Raw genomic sequence first — 14841 nt, 5'->3', positions numbered from 1 at the left:
GATGTGAGGACCCGACCGTGCGCGTGCGAAGATCGGACCATGGACGGGGGTGCACGGATTCGTGTCACGCTGCTCGGCGCCTTCCAGGTGTCCCGTGGTGACACCGCCCTGCCCGTACCGGGGGCCCGGTTGCAGGCTCTGGTCGTACGGCTGGCCCTCGCCGGCGGGCACGCGGTCGAGCGGAGCGGCCTCATCGACGCGATCTGGGCGGAGGACCCGCCGGCCGATCCGGCCCACGCCCTGCAGGCCCTCGTCTCGCGGCTGCGCCGCACCCTCGGCTTGGCCGGCGTCGTGCAACGCGCGGGCGGCTACCGGCTGGCCGTGGAGGCGGCCGACGTGGACGCACTGCGGTTCGAGCAGCTCGCCGCCCGGGGCCGCGACCGCCTGCACGCCGGCGACCACCACGCCGCGGCGGCCGTGCTCGGCGAGGCCGTGGCGCTGTGGGGTGACCGTCCCGGTGCCGAGCCCACAGTCGTCGCCGCGACAGCGACGGCCGTCGCGACCCGGCTGGCCCACACCTCGATCGAGGCCGTGGTCGGCCTCGCCGACGCCGAGCTGGCGCTGGGCCGTGCCGACGCGGCCGTCGCCCGTCTGACCGCACTGCTCGCCGAGCACCCCGTCCACGAGCGCGCCGCCGCACTGCTCATGGACGCACTCGCCGCCCAAGGGCGCCAGGCCGACGCCCTCGCCCTGTACGAGCGGGTCCGCGAGAGCCTGGCCGACGTCCTGGGCACCGACCCGGGCGCCGCCCTGAGCGAACGCCACCTGCGCCTGCTGCGCACCGAGCGGCCCGCCCCCGGCACCGCGCAGGTCAAGCAGAGCAACCTGCCCGCGCCGCTGACCAGTTTCATCGGCCGCGACGACGACCTCGCCCGGATCGACGCGCTGCTCGCCTCCGGACGCCTGGTGACCGTGCTCGGTCCCGGCGGCGCCGGCAAGACGCGCCTGGCGGTCGAGGCCGCCCGACGCCACGTGCACGCCTACCGCGACGGCGTCTGGATGATCGACCTCGCCTCCGTCACCGAGCCCGCCAAGGTCGGCGCGGCGCTGCTGGCCACGATCGGGCTGCGCGGTGCGGCGCTGTTCGGGACATCGGCCACGCTGCGCGGCGACCCGGTCGGCGAGCTGGACGTACTGGCGGACCAGCTGGACGGCCGGGAGAGCCTGCTCCTGGTGGACAACTGCGAGCACGTCATCGACGCAGTGGCGCACCTGATCGCGCCGCTGCTGGCTCGCTGCGCCACCCTGCGGGTGCTGGCCACGAGCCGGGAACCACTGGCCCTCGACGGCGAAGCACTGGTCCCGCTCGGCCCGCTCACCCTGCCCGAGCCGCACGAAGACGTCGAGCAGGCCCGCCGTACGGCGTCGGTGCGCCTGTTCACCGACCGGGCGGCGGCCGTGCGGCCCGGTTTCGACGTCGACGAGCACAACCTCGGCGAGGTGCTGCGCGTCGTCCGCAGCCTGGACGGCATGCCGCTCGCACTCGAACTGGCCGCGGCCCGCCTGCGCACGCTCTCGCTGGCCGGTCTGGCCGCCGGGTTGTCCGACCGGTTCCGCCTGCTCACCACCGGCAGCCGGACCGCCTTCCCCCGGCATCGCACGCTGCACGGCGTCATCGCGTGGAGCTGGGACCTGCTCGGCGCGGACGCCCGTGCGGTCGCGGAGCGCATCTCGGTCCTGCCCGGCGGCGTCACCCCGGCCTCGGCCACCGCGGTCTGTGCCGGCACCGCGGTGCCGGCCGCCGGGATCCCGGAGCTGCTCGCGGTCCTGGTCGACCGGTCGTTGCTGCAGCTCGCGCCGGACACCGGCCGGTACCGGATGCTGGAGACCATCCGCGAGTACGGCCTGGAGCGCCTGGCCGAACAGGGCACCCTGACCGGCGTGCGGGACCTGGCCGCCCGCTGCTTCGCCGGGCTGGTCGCCCGCCACGACCCGCTGCTGCGCGGCCCCGGGCAGCTCGACGCGCTCCACGTCCTGCACGCCGAGTACGACAACGTGCTCGCCGCCCTGCGCCACCTCTGCGACGCCGAGGACGCCGCCGGTGCGATCGCACTCGCGGTGGACCTGATCTGGTACTGGCAGATGCTCGGCCGGCACCTCGACGCGGCCTACTGGCTCGGCGAGGCGGTCGCGGTGCCGGTCGAGCGGCCGACCCTGCAACGCGACATCGCCGAGGGACTGCTGGCGCTCAACACCGTCGGCACCCGGGGTGCGCTGGCCAACGACTGGATCGAGGAGCGGCGCGAGGAACTGCGGGCGCTCGTCGGCCGGCTGCTGGGCCATCCGGAGCTGCCGGGCCTCTGCGGCGTGCTGACCGCGGTCTGGCTGGCCTCCCTGGTGGAGACCGAGGTGTCGCCGACGGTCCTCCGGCGGCTGGTCGACGGGCCCGACGTGTGGCTGACCGGGATGGCCCGCCTGTTCCGGGCCCAGTTCGCCGAAAATGATGGAAACTTCGACCGGGTCCGCGACGACGTGAGTGCCGCGCTGGAGTGCTTCGCCCGGGCGGGCGACCGCTGGGGTCTGGCCAAGGCACTGCCCCTGCAGGCGCTGGTGCGGCAGTACGACGGCGATCTCGACGGCGCACTGGCCGACCTGAACGAGGCCAAACGGCTGGCCCGCGAGTTCGGACCGCTCAGCCTCAGCGACGAGATCTTCGTCGACCTGCGCCTGACCGACCTGCACGTGCGGCTCGATGAGCCCGCGCGGGCGGCCGGGACGATCGCCGCGGCCCGGGAGCGCGTACTGCGCTCGGCATCGCCCGAGACGGCGATCCTGCTCGACGCCCGGGAAGCCGCTCTGCGGGTGCGGACCGGAGACCTGGCCCGAGCCCGCGAGCTGGTCGAGTCAGTCGAGGCCCAACTGACCGAGCAGGTCCGGTTCGGCGGCGACCAGGGGCAGGCACTGGTCGGCGCGGTGCGGGGCGCGCTCTGTCTCGAACTCGGCGACGGGCCGGGCGCCGAAGAGGCGCTGGGCCGGGCGTACGCGGCGGCGGTCGACAGCAGGGACATGCCGATCGTGGCGACGGTGGCGGTCGGCGTGGCCGGCCTCGCCGCCCTGCACGGGAGGCACAGCGAAGCCGCTGTCCTGCTCGGCGCGGCGGCCCGTCTGCGCGGCGCCCACGACCGCACCGATCCGCAGACGCGCACGCTGAGCAGCCGCAGCCGAACCGCGCTCGGCGACGAGCGCTTCGCCGAGGCGTACGAGACCGGCTGGCAGCTGGACGCGACAGCGGCCCTGGCCCGGACCGATCCGGCGCGGCTGCACTGCGTGGTACCGGCCGCGTCACCTCCCGGGCCGGGCGGCGCTCGGACACCGCGGGCGTGAGCCCGGCCGCCGCGGCACGAGACGTACGCGCCCTACTTCGGCGCCTGGAAGCCGCCGATCTTCTCTTCGAGCAGCTCGGCCAGCCGCAGTGGGGTGCGGTCCTCGAACATCGGACCGATGAGCTGCACTCCCACCGGCAGGCCCTCGGGGGACCGGCCCGCGGGTACGGCGGTGGCGGGCAGGCCGGGCATGGTGGCCACACCGGCCCAGACCAGCTGGTCGAGATAGGGGTACTCGACGCCGTCGATGTCGATCCGGCGTTCCAGCAGATCGGGGTTGTGGTCGTGCGGGAACGCGGGAGTGGGCGTGATGGGACACACCACGGCATCGAACTCGGCGAAGAGCTGCCGCCAGCCGTGGCGGTGGAGCTCGCGACGGTCGTTCGCCCCGATCCAGTCGCGGTGGCTGAACACCGTCCCGCGCAGCCGCGCCGCGTCGAGGCTCTGATCGTCCGCGCTCAGTCCGGCGGCGAGGGCCCGGAGCTGCTCGTACTCGTCGAGGGGGAAACGTGCAGCGGAGCTCGACATCAGCAACTGCGTGTAGAGCGTCGCGGCTTCGGTCAGATCGGGCAGCAGCGGACTGTGCCGTTCGACGCGGGCGCCGCCGTCGACAAGCGCGTCGGCCACCCGGTGCACGCCCGCCCGCACGGCGGCCCCGGTCGGAATGAGCGGATGCTCGTCGAGGACCAGGACCCGGAAGTCACAGAGCCGTTCGTGGCGTGCGGGCGGCAGCGTCACGTCGTGCGCCACGCCGAGCGTCAGCGGGTCCGGTCCGGCCATGACGTCGAGCAGGAGCGTGAGGTCGCGGGCGGTGCGGGCCATCGGACCGACGACGGCGAGGTCGAGGTCGGCCGGCAGTGCCGGCGCGGGCGGCGGGACCATGCCGCGGCTCGCCGCCAGCCCGAGCGTCGGCTTGTGCGCGTACACACCGCAGAAATGTGCGGGGGTGCGCAGCGAACCGGCGATGTCGGATCCGATGGACAGCGCGCCGAATCCGGACGCCAGCGCCGCCGCTGATCCGCCGGAGGAGCCACCCGCGGTGCGACCGTGATCCCACGGGTTATTGGTGGTGCCGTAGATCTCGTTGAAGCTCTGTATGTCTTGCAGCCTCAAGGGCACATTGGTCTTACCGAGCACCACCGCGCCGGCGGCCTTGAGCCGCGACACCTGTACCGCGTCCTCGGCCGGCACGTAGTTCCGGTGCGGTGGCATGCCCCAGGTGGTGGGCAGCCCGGCGACGTTGTAGGACTCCTTGACCGTCACCGGGATGCCGAGCAGCGGCAGGTCCTCGCCCCGGGCGCGCGCTTCGTCGGCTCCGCGCGCGGCGGCCCGTGCCCGGTCGAAGGCCGGCACGCAGATCGCGTTGATCGCCTTGTCGTCCCGCTCGATACAGGCTATTGCCTCGTCGGTCAGTTCCACAGAGGTCACTTCACCGGCGCGCAGGGCAGCCGCGAGTTCTTCGGCCGTCTGAAAATTCCACTTCATGAATCCGACCGTAACGGCCTGCGGAGCAGGGCACGAAATACTGCTTGGCGCAACGGGATTGGATGCCTCAATGACCAGGACGCGGTGTGTTCGGCTCAGCGGCTGGTGGTGCGGGGGCCGTTGTACTGGGTGTCGGTGACGGATTCTGCCCAGGTCGTTTCGGGGGTGCCGTCTTCGGTGGATTCCCACATGGCGAGGTGTTCCATGAAGCGGTCGGGAACGGCGCCGTGCCAGTGTTCCTCGCCGGGCGGGCAGGTGACGGTCTGGCCGGGGTGGGCCTCGAAGACGGTGCCGTCGCGCGTGCCGATGAGGGCGATACCGGAGACGATGTGAAGGGTCTGGCCGACGGCGTGGCGATGCCAGTTCGTGCGGGCACCGGGTGAGAAGCGGACCATGTTGACGCGCATCCGGGAGGGCGCCTGGCCGGCGACGATGACGTCCCACCACACGTCGCCTGTGAACCAGTCGGCTGGGGCTTTGCTGGTGGGCTGCTGCTGGGCGAATTCCATGGTGTCTCTCTCTTCTCATTCCGGTGCGTTGGCCGGTGCCGTCGGGCGACGTGGCCGCCGTTGGCGGGGGAGTGCGACGCCGATGACGAAGTCGACTCCGGGGCTGCACAGCCGCAGGACGGCCTGGGGATCTCCTCGGCGGTCCCGGGTCCCTTTATGATCATGACACTGACCATGGGGGTGTCGGCGATGCGGGGGCAGACGGCGTCGTCCCGGGAACTGCGACGGCCCACCGCCGCAGTGCGGCCCGGCCGGCCCCCGCGAGTGCCACGCCGTCGAGTGCAGAACCAACCGGCGACTCCGCAGCGGCCTCGTGGACCTGCACGTGCCGCTCCACCTCGCGGCCGTCAACGGCACCACCGGAGCCGTGAACAAGCCGGTCACCGAGGTCATGCACGCCGAGGACTACGACGTGTACCCGAGCCTGACCGCCGTCACCGGCTCCAACTTCTGCCACATCGGCGTCGACTACGACAAGGCCCGCGGCTTCGCCAAGGTCATCGCCGTGACGGACAACAGGGCAACCGACACGAGGAGACCAGTCATCATGCGGCTTGAGCTGCCGGTATCCACCCGGGTGGCGTTCGACGCGCTCGCCCACGCCATCGAGGGCTACGTGGCGGCCCGCGCGACCGAGGAGAGCCGGGGCCACGCGCGGCGCACGATCGTCCTGATCCGTGACCACCTGCCCCTGGTCGCCGCCGGGGAAACCGGCCACGGAACCCGTGAGGCGATGGCCCTCGCCGCGCTGCTCGGCGGTGTCAACGTGGCCTGCGCCAGCACCTGCCTGCCGCACCGTCTCCAGCAGGCGATGGGCGCGGTCCGGCGGATCGAGGGCCCCACGGCAGAGGCCTGGCCCTGCTCCACCGGGCCGTCGCCGCATGGTGAAAGGCCGTACGCCCCGGCAGCGGTGAGGTCAGGCGAAGACGCCGATCAGCACCTGCAGGCCGAACATGAAGACCATGCACAGGCCGACTGCGGCGAGAAGCCACTGAGCCACGCCGCGCGGCGTATCGAACTGGACGAAATACCCACCGACGCCCGCGATTCCCAGCAGAGTGCCTGCCCAGAAGACCGGGCCGTCGTGCCATTTGGCCAGTACGGCTATGCCGGCCAGCAAAAGGGCCGAGGCCGCCAGTTGGCCACGAGTTGCGAGCCTTCTCGGATTGTCCCCCGTATGAGTCATACACAAAATCCTAGCTGCCGTGGCGCCGTTCACGGACAACACAGCCAAAGGCTTTCGGTGGCTTGAGGAGCGGTGTGCCCAGCCCGACGTGGGTCCGTCATGGGATCGTTATGCGAGGCGAACAGGAAGTATTCGGGTGTAGCCGACGCGACCGGTGCAAATGTGGCTTGACCGACTCCTGTCGTTCGCTGGAGTCTGTGGCTCCCCCACAGGGCTTGTTCCTTCCAATTCTTGAGCACGAGGTTCCCCATGCACATCCGCTCGTCGTCCCGTGGGGCCGTGTTCGTCGTCCCCGCGGCGATGCCGCTGTCCGCGGTGCGCATCGCGGCGGTCATGGCGAGCGGGAACACGCACACCGTGTCCTCGGCCGAGGCCGCCCCCGCCGCCCCGGCCCGCAGAACGGCGGTGACCAGGCCGAGACCGGCTGCAGCGTTCCGGCCGTTACGCTCGCGGCCGTCCCGGCCATCACGACCGTGCCGGCAGCTGTGGGCCGCTGCCTGCTGATGCGCCGCCACAAGGCCGGCACCGGCAATCGATGTCGCGGTCATCCCTGAACGACGGCGCCGCGCCCCCCCTCTGTCTCGTCGCGGCACCGTTCGTCACTCCCTTCATTTCAAGGACTGATGGCCCCACGGCGGCGCCGGAACACGGCGGTCGACCGCGGGCGCGGAGGTTGATCAAGAGTGCTGACTGAACTGCTGGCTGACCGGTATGCGTACACCCAGCTGCTGGGACGCGGCGGCATGGGCGAGGTCTGGGAAGCGTGGGACACCGCGCTGGAGCGTTCGGTGGCGGTCAAGCTGCTCACCGCTGCGCCGGGCGACGAGACCGCGATCGCGCGCTTCGTCGACGAGGCACGCGCCGTAGCCCGGCTGAACGACCCGCACATCGCCGCTTTGTACGAGTCCGGGCGCGCTCAGGACGGCCGGCCGTTCCTGGTCATGGAGCTGGTCCGCGGACGCGGCCTCAACCACATGCTGCACGAGGGCGGCCCGCTGCACTGGCAGACCGTGGCCGACCTGGGCGGTCAGGCCGCGCTCGCCCTGACCGCCGCGCACGCTGCCGGTGTCGTGCACCGGGACATCAAGCCCGCCAACCTGCTGGTGACCGACGACGGACGGCTGAAGGTGGTCGACTTCGGCATCGCCACCACCGTCGGCAATGCCTCCTCCCCTTCACACGGCGAGCCCGTACTCGGCACCGCCGCCTATACCTCCCCGGAAGGTGCGCTCGGTCACCCGACCGGGCCGGCCTCCGACCTGTACGCCCTGGGCTGTGTGCTGTTCGAGGCACTGACCGGCAGTCCGCCCTTCTTCGCCGACACCGCCGCCGGGGTGCTGTACCAGCACGTCCACGCCGAGCCACCCCGAATCGACCGGCGGTACCCCGGCTCCCACCCGAAGTTGTGTGACCTCGTCCATGCGCTGCTTGCCAAGGACGCGGCCGACCGGCCCGGGAGCGCCAGGGTCGTCGCCCGGCACTTGGCGGCCCTTCTCCCCGCACCACAGATACCCGGAGCCGACGCCACCGAGGGCCTGCCTTCCGTACCGGCCGACCCCGCTGGTCACACCGCACCGCTGCCGCCGGTGCCTGAAGCGACCGATGCCCCGGACCTCCGCTCCACCCGCCGCGGCGACCGGAAGGACAATCGGCGGCGGCTCTTCCTCATCGGCGGTGTGGCTGCGCTGTCCGCTCTGGTCGGCCTGCCACTCGCCCTGGCCTCCCTCAGCGACGGCGACAGCGTTCACGAAACCGGCGCCGCACCCACCACCACATCGGCGCCGGCCACCACGGACGAACCCGTACCTTCGTCCACACGGACCGCGGCTGTCTCGAAGAAACGCACTCCCGCCACCGCCTCACCCTCTTCCTCGGCGCCGAGAGTCAAGCAGGGCACCACGCCCCCATCCCGTAACCCCCAGGCACTGGCCGCCAACCTCAACAGCGCCTTCGCCGACGCATCCGGCACCATGCCCGCCGACCTCGCCCGCGAGATCCGGAAAGAGATCTCCGAGATCAACAAGAAGATCCAGAACGGCGAGACCGGCAAGGCCGCCGAGAAGGCCCGCGACGTGCGTCACCGCCTCGACGATGCACAGCAGAAGGGCAAATGGCGCGGCGACCCCACCCTCACGGGGGCACTCGGCCAGACCTCCGCTTCCTGAAACGGGGGCACGTCCGGGCGATCACGCCCGCTCACGGCACCGCCCGGTGCCGGGTAGGGCTACCCCCTTGGGGGCGACGTAAAACTGCCACTGACCGACGTCCAGTGGGTCGTAGTCCTCGTGGCTGGTGGCGGTGTGCATGGCGAAGACGTACACGTCGACGTTGAAGCTGGGATCGGTCGCGTCACCGGTCTGTGGACTCCAGGCGCGGGTTCGCAGCCGATCGAAAGAGCCTGCCGCCGGCCCCGGAAGACAGCGAGCCCCATCGAGGCGAAATCAGATGCCGGTCGCGATGAACACGGCCTGCGAGACGATTCGTGGATCAGTGAAGCCCACGACGCCGACCTGCCCGGCATCAGCAGCTTCGCCGCCGGCCGGAACAGCGACTTTCGACGCGGTGACCGCAGGGCCGGCCAGCGACTGGAACTCCGGCCCGGTCGAAGGAGCAGCCAGCCGGCTCAGGATGCTCGAACGGCAGACGTTCGGCCGCGCAGGCTCTGGCCTCCTCCGCAAGCGCGTCCTGCACTGCTCCTGAGGACGTCCGTCCTCGCCGCCAAGGCGCTGGTCGCAGCCCGGGGGCGGGGCGGGTCACTCGCCAGGGGAAGGATGCCGATGCTCCACGCGGGAGAGCCAGGTCGTGAGCAGCGTCTCGAGTGACGCGGCTTCGGTGGGCGTCAGTAGATCCAGCAGGTGGTGTTCGTTGCGCATGTGGTCGGTGAACGCCCGGTCGATCAGTTCCCGTCCGGGTGTGGTGAGGGCGACGATCCGGCCGCGCTGGTCGTCGTCGGAACGGCGGCGGGTGACGAGTCCGGCTCGCTCCAGGCGGTCGATTCTCTTCGTCATCGCGCCGGTGGTGACCATGGTGTGCGCGGCGAGCTCACCGGGCGCCCGCTCGTAGGGTTCCCCGGCGCGGCGCAGCGCGCACAGGACGTCGAACTCTCCCTCGCTGAGGCCGTAGCGGCCGTAGACGAGGGAGAGTTCCTCGGTGAGCCGGTCGGCCAGGCGGTGCAGCCGGCCGATCACTCCTTGCGGGGTGATGTCGACGTCGGGGCGCTCCCGGCGCCAGTCCGCCTGGATGCGGGCCACGTGGTCCATCGGTTCGTCGTGCTCCATACCGCCATGGTAGCTTCCCGGGAAGTTATATTGGCTTCCATGGAAGCTAATATGCGCTGGGTGGCCCTGACCGCGGTCGCGCCGGTGGCCTGGGGAACCAACTACTTCGTCACACACGAGTTCCTGCCGGCCGACCGCCCGCTCTACGGGGCCGCCCTGCGGGCGCTGCCCGCCGGCCTGGTCCTGCTCGCCCTGCGCAGACAGCGGCCGCGCGGCGCGTGGTGGTGGCGGTCCGCGGTGCTCGGGCTGCTCAACATGAGCGTCTTCTTCGTCCTCGTCTACGTCACCTCCCAACTCCTTCCGACAAGCGTCGCCTCGACCGTCATGGCGATGTCCCCGCTGACGATGATGCTCATAGCCTGGCCCCTCGTCTCAGAACGGCCCAGGACCGCCCACCTGGCCTGCGCCACGATCGGACTCGCCGGGGTCTGCCTCATGCTGCTCACCGGCACGGAAGGGGCGAGCGTGCCGGGAGTCCTCGCCTCGACCGCCGCCGTGCTGGTGTCGTCCTTCGGGCACATCCTGGCCAAACGGTGGAGCGCCGGTACCGATGTGCTCGCCTCGACCGCCTGGCAGCTCACCGCCGGAGGTCTGTGCCTGCTCCCGGTCGCCGCCGCCGTGGAAGGCCCTCCGCCCGTGCTCTCGACACCGACGCTCCTCGCATTCGGCTACGTCGCCACGGTCGCCACCGCGCTGGCCTTCGCCGCCTGGTTCACCGGACTGCGACACCTGCCGGCCGGGACCGTCGGACTGATCGGACTGCTCAACCCCGTCACCGGCGTCCTGCTCGGCACATCTGTCGCCGGAGAGACGCTGACCGTTCAGCAACTGTGCGGACTGGTCCTGGTCCTGGCCGGAGTCGTCCTGGGGCAACCCAGGCCCGCGGGCCGCCGCGCCAGCAGTCGGGCGCCTTCCGCATGCCGCGCGCCGACGCCCGCCCCTGGTTCGCTTCGCTTCCCGGAGAGCGGAATCTGCCGGGCGGGGTGGGATCCGGCAGCGTGGTGGAACGGAAGGAAGGGCTCGCTCTCGGCATCCTCAGGCCGCCGGGCAGCCCAGCCGCCAGCCGACCTCAACCGCCGGCAGCACCTCCGGCAAGAAGCCGGGCACCGAAAGGCCGGTGAACCCGGCCAGCTCGTCAGTGGACCGGATCTCCACGGCGAACAGGCCGAAGCCCTGTGACTCCCATTCGTTCTCCCATGCCTGGATCCCGCTGCGGGTCTGCTGTTCGTCACGGACGCTGCCGTCACGGATCCACCGCATGACCTCCGGGTCGGCATTGACCGCAGCCATGGGTGCAATGTCTTCCTCGCGCCAGCGACGCAGGATCAGACGGGGAGTCTCCAGCGTGACCATCCCATCATTCTGGATCACACATGGGCTCTCCATCATCCTCAAGGGAAGCCCCGGGTGCTGACCTCACGAAGGGGGACTGGGCAGGCTGTCGACGCCCCGTGGCAGGTAAACGGATGAGGGTGGTGTGGATGGTGCGCGTGGTCGTCCTGGGCGAGTTCCGTGCGGACCGGGTGGTTCTGCCGCTGCGGCAAAGCGGTGCGGAGGTCACGGTGCTGGGGTTCGCCGGCCTGGCCTCGTTCGTCGGGCCCGGGGTGGCGTGGGGGAGGCTGCCCACAGCCTTGGACGGGCAGGCGCTGCTGCGGCTGCTGGACGTCAGCCGGGCCGATATCGCCTTGCCCAACATGGGAAGCCACGGGCAGGAGCAGTTCCTGCCCGTTTACGCGCGCGCCGCGTCCCGGGCAGGGGAGGCGGGCTGTCGTATGCCCGTGCATTCGGAGATGTTCGCGCTACTGGCCAGCGACAAGGTGGCGTTTCACCGTGTCGCAGGGGAGCGGGGATGGCCCGTGCCCCGGGGCGTGGTGTGCGAAGAAGCAGGAGCGGTGAAGGCCGCCGTGGCGGAGCTCGGCTTTCCGGTCCTGGTCAAGGAGGCGCGGAGCGAGTTCGGCTCGGGGCGCCACTTTGTGGAAGACGAGGTGCGTCTGGGCCGGGTGCGGGCCGAAGTGACGTATCCGGTACTGGTCCAGGAAGCAGTCTCGGGGGAGGAGTACGCGGTCGAGTTCCTGTCCGGTCCGTCCGCCACGGTGGAGTGGCCGGTGGCTTCCCTGGGCCGTCTGAACAGTGACTGCGATCCGGGCCGTCGGGTGAGGGTGGCGCCCGTGGCGCTGCCTGCCCGTGCGCGAGGGGAGCTGACCGCCACGGTCGCCGACATGGCCGGGACTTTCGCGCCGTGGGGGCCCTGGCAGATCGACTTCGCCGTCGCGGACGACGGCCGGCTGAAGGTGATCGAAGTGAACGGCCGGCTCAGCGGTGTGTCCAACATGAGCTGGGCGAGTACGGGCTGCGATCCGCACGCGGCGTATGCGCACGCCGCTCTCGGCAGGACCCCGCGCACACCGAGGGCCGACCGGGTCGCCCTTGAGCTGCCGGTGCCCAACGGCGCGCTGCTGCCGTCCGCACCGGCCGGTGCGGAACTGCTGTGCTTCCCGGGAAGTCCGCTCAACCCCGCACCGTGCGTCCGTGGGTTCCACCGGCCGGTGCTCACGGTTCCCGAGCGCTTCAAAGACGCGGCGCGTGCCTGGTTGCGGGCCCTGCCTCCCTCCACCCTGCTGAACGGCGCCGCCGACGAGGCGGTCCGCCAGTGGGACAGGGGCCTGCAGGCTCTCGGGCGGGGAAGGCCGGCGCCGTCGTGACCACGCTCACCATGCGGCCGCGGGCTCATGCCAGGAGAGTGGTGATGAGCTTGCGCACCCTGCCTTCCTCGATGCGCCGGACCCCGTGGACCAGCTGGATGCCGTAGACGACGGTCGTGCCGGGCGGCGGGCTGCACGTCCAGCGGGTGTGCGGGATGTCGGCCAGTCTCACCGGGCCGGTGCGGGCAGTGATCGCGTGGACGAACCGCGTCCCGGGCGCGTAGTCGCTGCCTGTCGCGGTCACGTCGCTCCACAGGGCGTCGGCGGAGCAGGTGTCGAGGTAGAACTCGCCGCCGCGCTCGGCGTTCTGGAGGTCGAAGCCGACCCGGGCGATCCGCTGCGGGCGGCTCTGCGGGTCGCCCACGCCATGCACGTGAGGACGGATCTCGTCGCCGGGTTTCAGGTCGTGGTACAGCCACGGTTCGATGCCCGTGGTGGAGGGGAAGGCCCGGCGGATGGCGGGCAGGGCGCGTTGCAGGGCGGTGTCCATGATGGTCTGTGCCGCCTCGGGCGGGGTGAGCCCCTGGCTGGGGCGCGCGGGAACCCAGCCGGTGGCCGCGAGGTGCTCGTCGAGCACCTTGGTGAGCTCGGTGGTCTCGTCCGGCGTGAGGAACCCCTCAAGGGTCTGTACGGCCAGGGTCTCGGTCATGTGGATCACAGGCGGACTCCTCCCACGGATTCCCGTCGGACCTCCGACATTGCAGTACGGGACGGCGGCGGCCGCCAAGGCCAGGCCCGGCCATTCCGGGTGGAGTGCGCTCCGGGGGAGGGCGTCTTGACGGGTCACGGTCCGCGCCGAAAAGTGGGGGCGTGACCTGCCCGGACTCAGACATGGACACCGGCGTGCTCGTCGTGGGCGCCGGCCCTACAGGGCTGTTGCTGGCGTGCGAACTGGCGCTGGCGGGCGTACGCCCCCTGGTGGTCGACAAACGGCCGAGGCCGCACCGGGAGTCGCGGGCGCTGAACCTCCACCCGCGCAGCATCGAGCTGATGGACATGCGGGGCCTGGCGGAACGGTTCCTGGCCGCGGGCCGTACCGTGCCCGGCTGGCGGTTCGCCGTCAGCCTCAAGCAGCCGCTCGACTTCACCGGGCTCGACACCCGGCACCCCTACGCGCTGCTGCTGGCGCAGGCCAGGACCGAGGCCCTGCTAGCCGAGCGGGCCCGTGAACTGGGTGTGGAGATCCATCGCGGACACGAGGCCGGTGGCCTCCGGCAGTACGCCGAGCGTGTCGAGACCGACGTCTCCGGCCCGGAGGGGCCCGTCACGATCCGTTCCGCGTACGTAGTGGGCTGCGACGGCGGGCGCAGCCTGGTCCGTCAGGCGGCGGGCATCGGTTTCCCCGGCACGCGCGAGTCGATGACCGCGGTGGTGGGGGACTTCGCCGTCGCCGACCACACGCACAATGAACGGGCCCGGCAACACGGCGTCCTCGTCGCCCGGCTGGAGGACGGGCTGACGCGGTACGTGGTCATGGACCCGCAGAGGATCCGGGTGCCCTCCACCGAACCCGTGACGCCGGAGGAATTCCGCACCTCGCTGGTACGGGTGTGCGGAAGCGACTGCGGCATCGGCGAGCCGCGGTGGCTGTCGCGCTTCGGCAACACCACCCGCCTCGCCGAGAGCTACCGGCGGGGCCGGGTCCTGCTGGCCGGCGACGCGGCACACGTCCACTTTCCCGTCGGCGCCCAGGGACTGAACACCGGCCTGCAGGACGCCATGAACCTCGGCTGGAAACTCGCCGCCACTGTCCGGGGCTGGGCACCACCCGGCCTGCTGGACACCTACCAGGCCGAACGCCACCCGGTCGGACGCGCCGTCACCACCGGCACCCGCGCCCAGACCCTGCTGGTGGAGCTCCCCATCACGGAACAGTACGCGGGCCCCGCGGGGCACCTGTGCGAGCTGTTCGACACCCTCCTGGGCATGGAGGACGTCAACCGGTACCTGGCCTGCCGGATCGCCGCCCTCGACACCGTCTATCCCCCCACCGGCCCGGACGCCGACCCGCTCACCGGCCGGCGCATGCCCGACATCGGACTCACCACGACGGCGGCGAGCACCCGCGTGTACGAGCTCCTGCACGACGGCCGCTTCGTCCTGCTCCGCTTCGACGGCGAAGAGCACCCGCGTGCTGCCACCGCCCCCGCCTCGTCCGACCGCACCCGCGTGGTCAGCGTTCGGGAACACGGCGACCACCCGGACCTGTGGGGCGTGAGCGAGATCCTCATCCGGCCCGACGGCCACATCGCCTGGGCCACCCGCCTCCCAGAATCCCGTGCCCTTCACTCCGAGAGGGCCGGCGCACTGACCGCCTGGACCGGCGCCTACTGATGCCGAGGGGTCCCGGAACGCAGT

The 14841-nt window shown here is 71.6% G+C and carries 9 protein-coding genes and 2 pseudogenes; 6 read left to right on the top strand and 5 right to left on the bottom strand.

The window, feature by feature from the left end:
• Positions 1-39 precede the first annotated feature (39 nt).
• The gene (locus LE181_RS06850) at positions 40-3324 is read left to right on the top strand and encodes an ATP-binding protein (RefSeq protein WP_225660254.1); all 3285 of its coding nucleotides are present in this window, start codon (positions 40-42) and stop codon (positions 3322-3324) included.
• 32 nt (positions 3325-3356) lie between these two features.
• On the opposite strand, the gene LE181_RS06845 is transcribed toward LE181_RS06850, so the two are convergent.
• Complete coding sequence (locus tag LE181_RS06845) at positions 3357-4808, bottom strand: amidase (RefSeq protein ID WP_225660253.1); 1452 nt, start codon at positions 4806-4808, stop codon at positions 3357-3359.
• A gap of 95 nt (positions 4809-4903) precedes the next feature.
• Positions 4904-5317: a (R)-mandelonitrile lyase gene (locus tag LE181_RS06840; protein WP_225660252.1), complete on the bottom strand. Its 414-nt coding sequence runs from the start codon at positions 5315-5317 to the stop codon at positions 4904-4906.
• A 313-nt stretch (positions 5318-5630) separates the two neighbouring features.
• Here LE181_RS06840 and LE181_RS06835 point away from each other — a divergent pair, with 313 nt between their 5' ends.
• Together LE181_RS06835 and LE181_RS06830 are read left to right on the top strand one after the other, a co-directional pair.
• Positions 5631-6569 carry an iron-containing alcohol dehydrogenase gene (locus tag LE181_RS06835; RefSeq protein WP_225660251.1) on the top strand — a complete coding sequence of 313 codons (939 nt, stop codon included), beginning with the start codon at positions 5631-5633 and terminating at the stop codon, positions 6567-6569.
• Between the two features lie 617 nt (positions 6570-7186).
• Positions 7187-8668, top strand: a complete 1482-nt coding sequence (locus tag LE181_RS06830) for a serine/threonine-protein kinase (protein WP_225660250.1) — start codon at positions 7187-7189, stop codon at positions 8666-8668.
• Positions 8669-9256: 588 nt separating this feature from the next.
• Here LE181_RS06830 and LE181_RS06825 read toward each other — a convergent pair.
• Positions 9257-9781 carry a MarR family winged helix-turn-helix transcriptional regulator gene (locus LE181_RS06825; RefSeq protein WP_225660249.1) on the bottom strand — a complete coding sequence of 175 codons (525 nt, stop codon included), beginning with the start codon at positions 9779-9781 and terminating at the stop codon, positions 9257-9259.
• 51 nt (positions 9782-9832) lie between these two features.
• On the opposite strand from LE181_RS06825, the pseudogene LE181_RS06820 reads away from it, so the two are divergent.
• Positions 9833-10717: pseudogene (locus LE181_RS06820) on the top strand (EamA family transporter); the annotation flags it as partial.
• 114 nt (positions 10718-10831) lie between these two features.
• On the opposite strand, the pseudogene LE181_RS06815 reads toward LE181_RS06820, so the two are convergent.
• Positions 10832-11134, bottom strand: a pseudogene (locus tag LE181_RS06815) (GNAT family N-acetyltransferase); the annotation flags it as partial.
• Positions 11135-11262: 128 nt separating this feature from the next.
• Here LE181_RS06815 and LE181_RS06810 point away from each other — a divergent pair.
• Entirely contained in the window at positions 11263-12483 is a 1221-nt protein-coding gene (locus LE181_RS06810) for an ATP-grasp domain-containing protein (protein ID WP_225660248.1), read from the top strand.
• 25 nt (positions 12484-12508) lie between these two features.
• Here the strand turns inward: LE181_RS06810 and LE181_RS06805 are convergent, their stop codons facing one another.
• Positions 12509-13141 carry a hypothetical protein gene (locus LE181_RS06805; RefSeq protein ID WP_225660247.1) on the bottom strand — a complete coding sequence of 211 codons (633 nt, stop codon included), beginning with the start codon at positions 13139-13141 and terminating at the stop codon, positions 12509-12511.
• Between the two features lie 173 nt (positions 13142-13314).
• Between LE181_RS06805 and LE181_RS06800 the strand changes: the two genes are divergently transcribed.
• Positions 13315-14817: an FAD-dependent monooxygenase gene (locus LE181_RS06800; protein WP_225660246.1), complete on the top strand. Its 1503-nt coding sequence runs from the start codon at positions 13315-13317 to the stop codon at positions 14815-14817.
• Positions 14818-14841 lie beyond the last annotated feature (24 nt).

Source organism: Streptomyces sichuanensis (genome assembly GCF_020328095.1).
GTDB lineage: Bacteria > Actinomycetota > Actinomycetes > Streptomycetales > Streptomycetaceae > Streptomyces > Streptomyces cinnamoneus.
The sequence above is the reverse complement of the archived record's forward strand: the minus strand, read 5'-3'. Positions and strand labels throughout refer to the sequence as shown.

Bases quoted from the DNA above. Each gene is read 5' to 3' on its own strand.
- LE181_RS06850 (WP_225660254.1), top strand. From the start codon at position 40: ATGGACGGGGGTGCACGGATTCGTGTCACGCTGCTCGGCGCCTTCCAG.
- LE181_RS06845 (WP_225660253.1), bottom strand. From the start codon at position 4,808: ATGAAGTGGAATTTTCAGACGGCCGAAGAACTCGCGGCTGCCCTGCGC.
- LE181_RS06800 (WP_225660246.1), top strand. From the start codon at position 13,315: ATGGACACCGGCGTGCTCGTCGTGGGCGCCGGCCCTACAGGGCTGTTG.
- LE181_RS06825 (WP_225660249.1), bottom strand. From the start codon at position 9,781: ATGGAGCACGACGAACCGATGGACCACGTGGCCCGCATCCAGGCGGAC.
- LE181_RS06810 (WP_225660248.1), top strand. From the start codon at position 11,263: ATGGTGCGCGTGGTCGTCCTGGGCGAGTTCCGTGCGGACCGGGTGGTT.
- LE181_RS06840 (WP_225660252.1), bottom strand. From the start codon at position 5,317: ATGGAATTCGCCCAGCAGCAGCCCACCAGCAAAGCCCCAGCCGACTGG.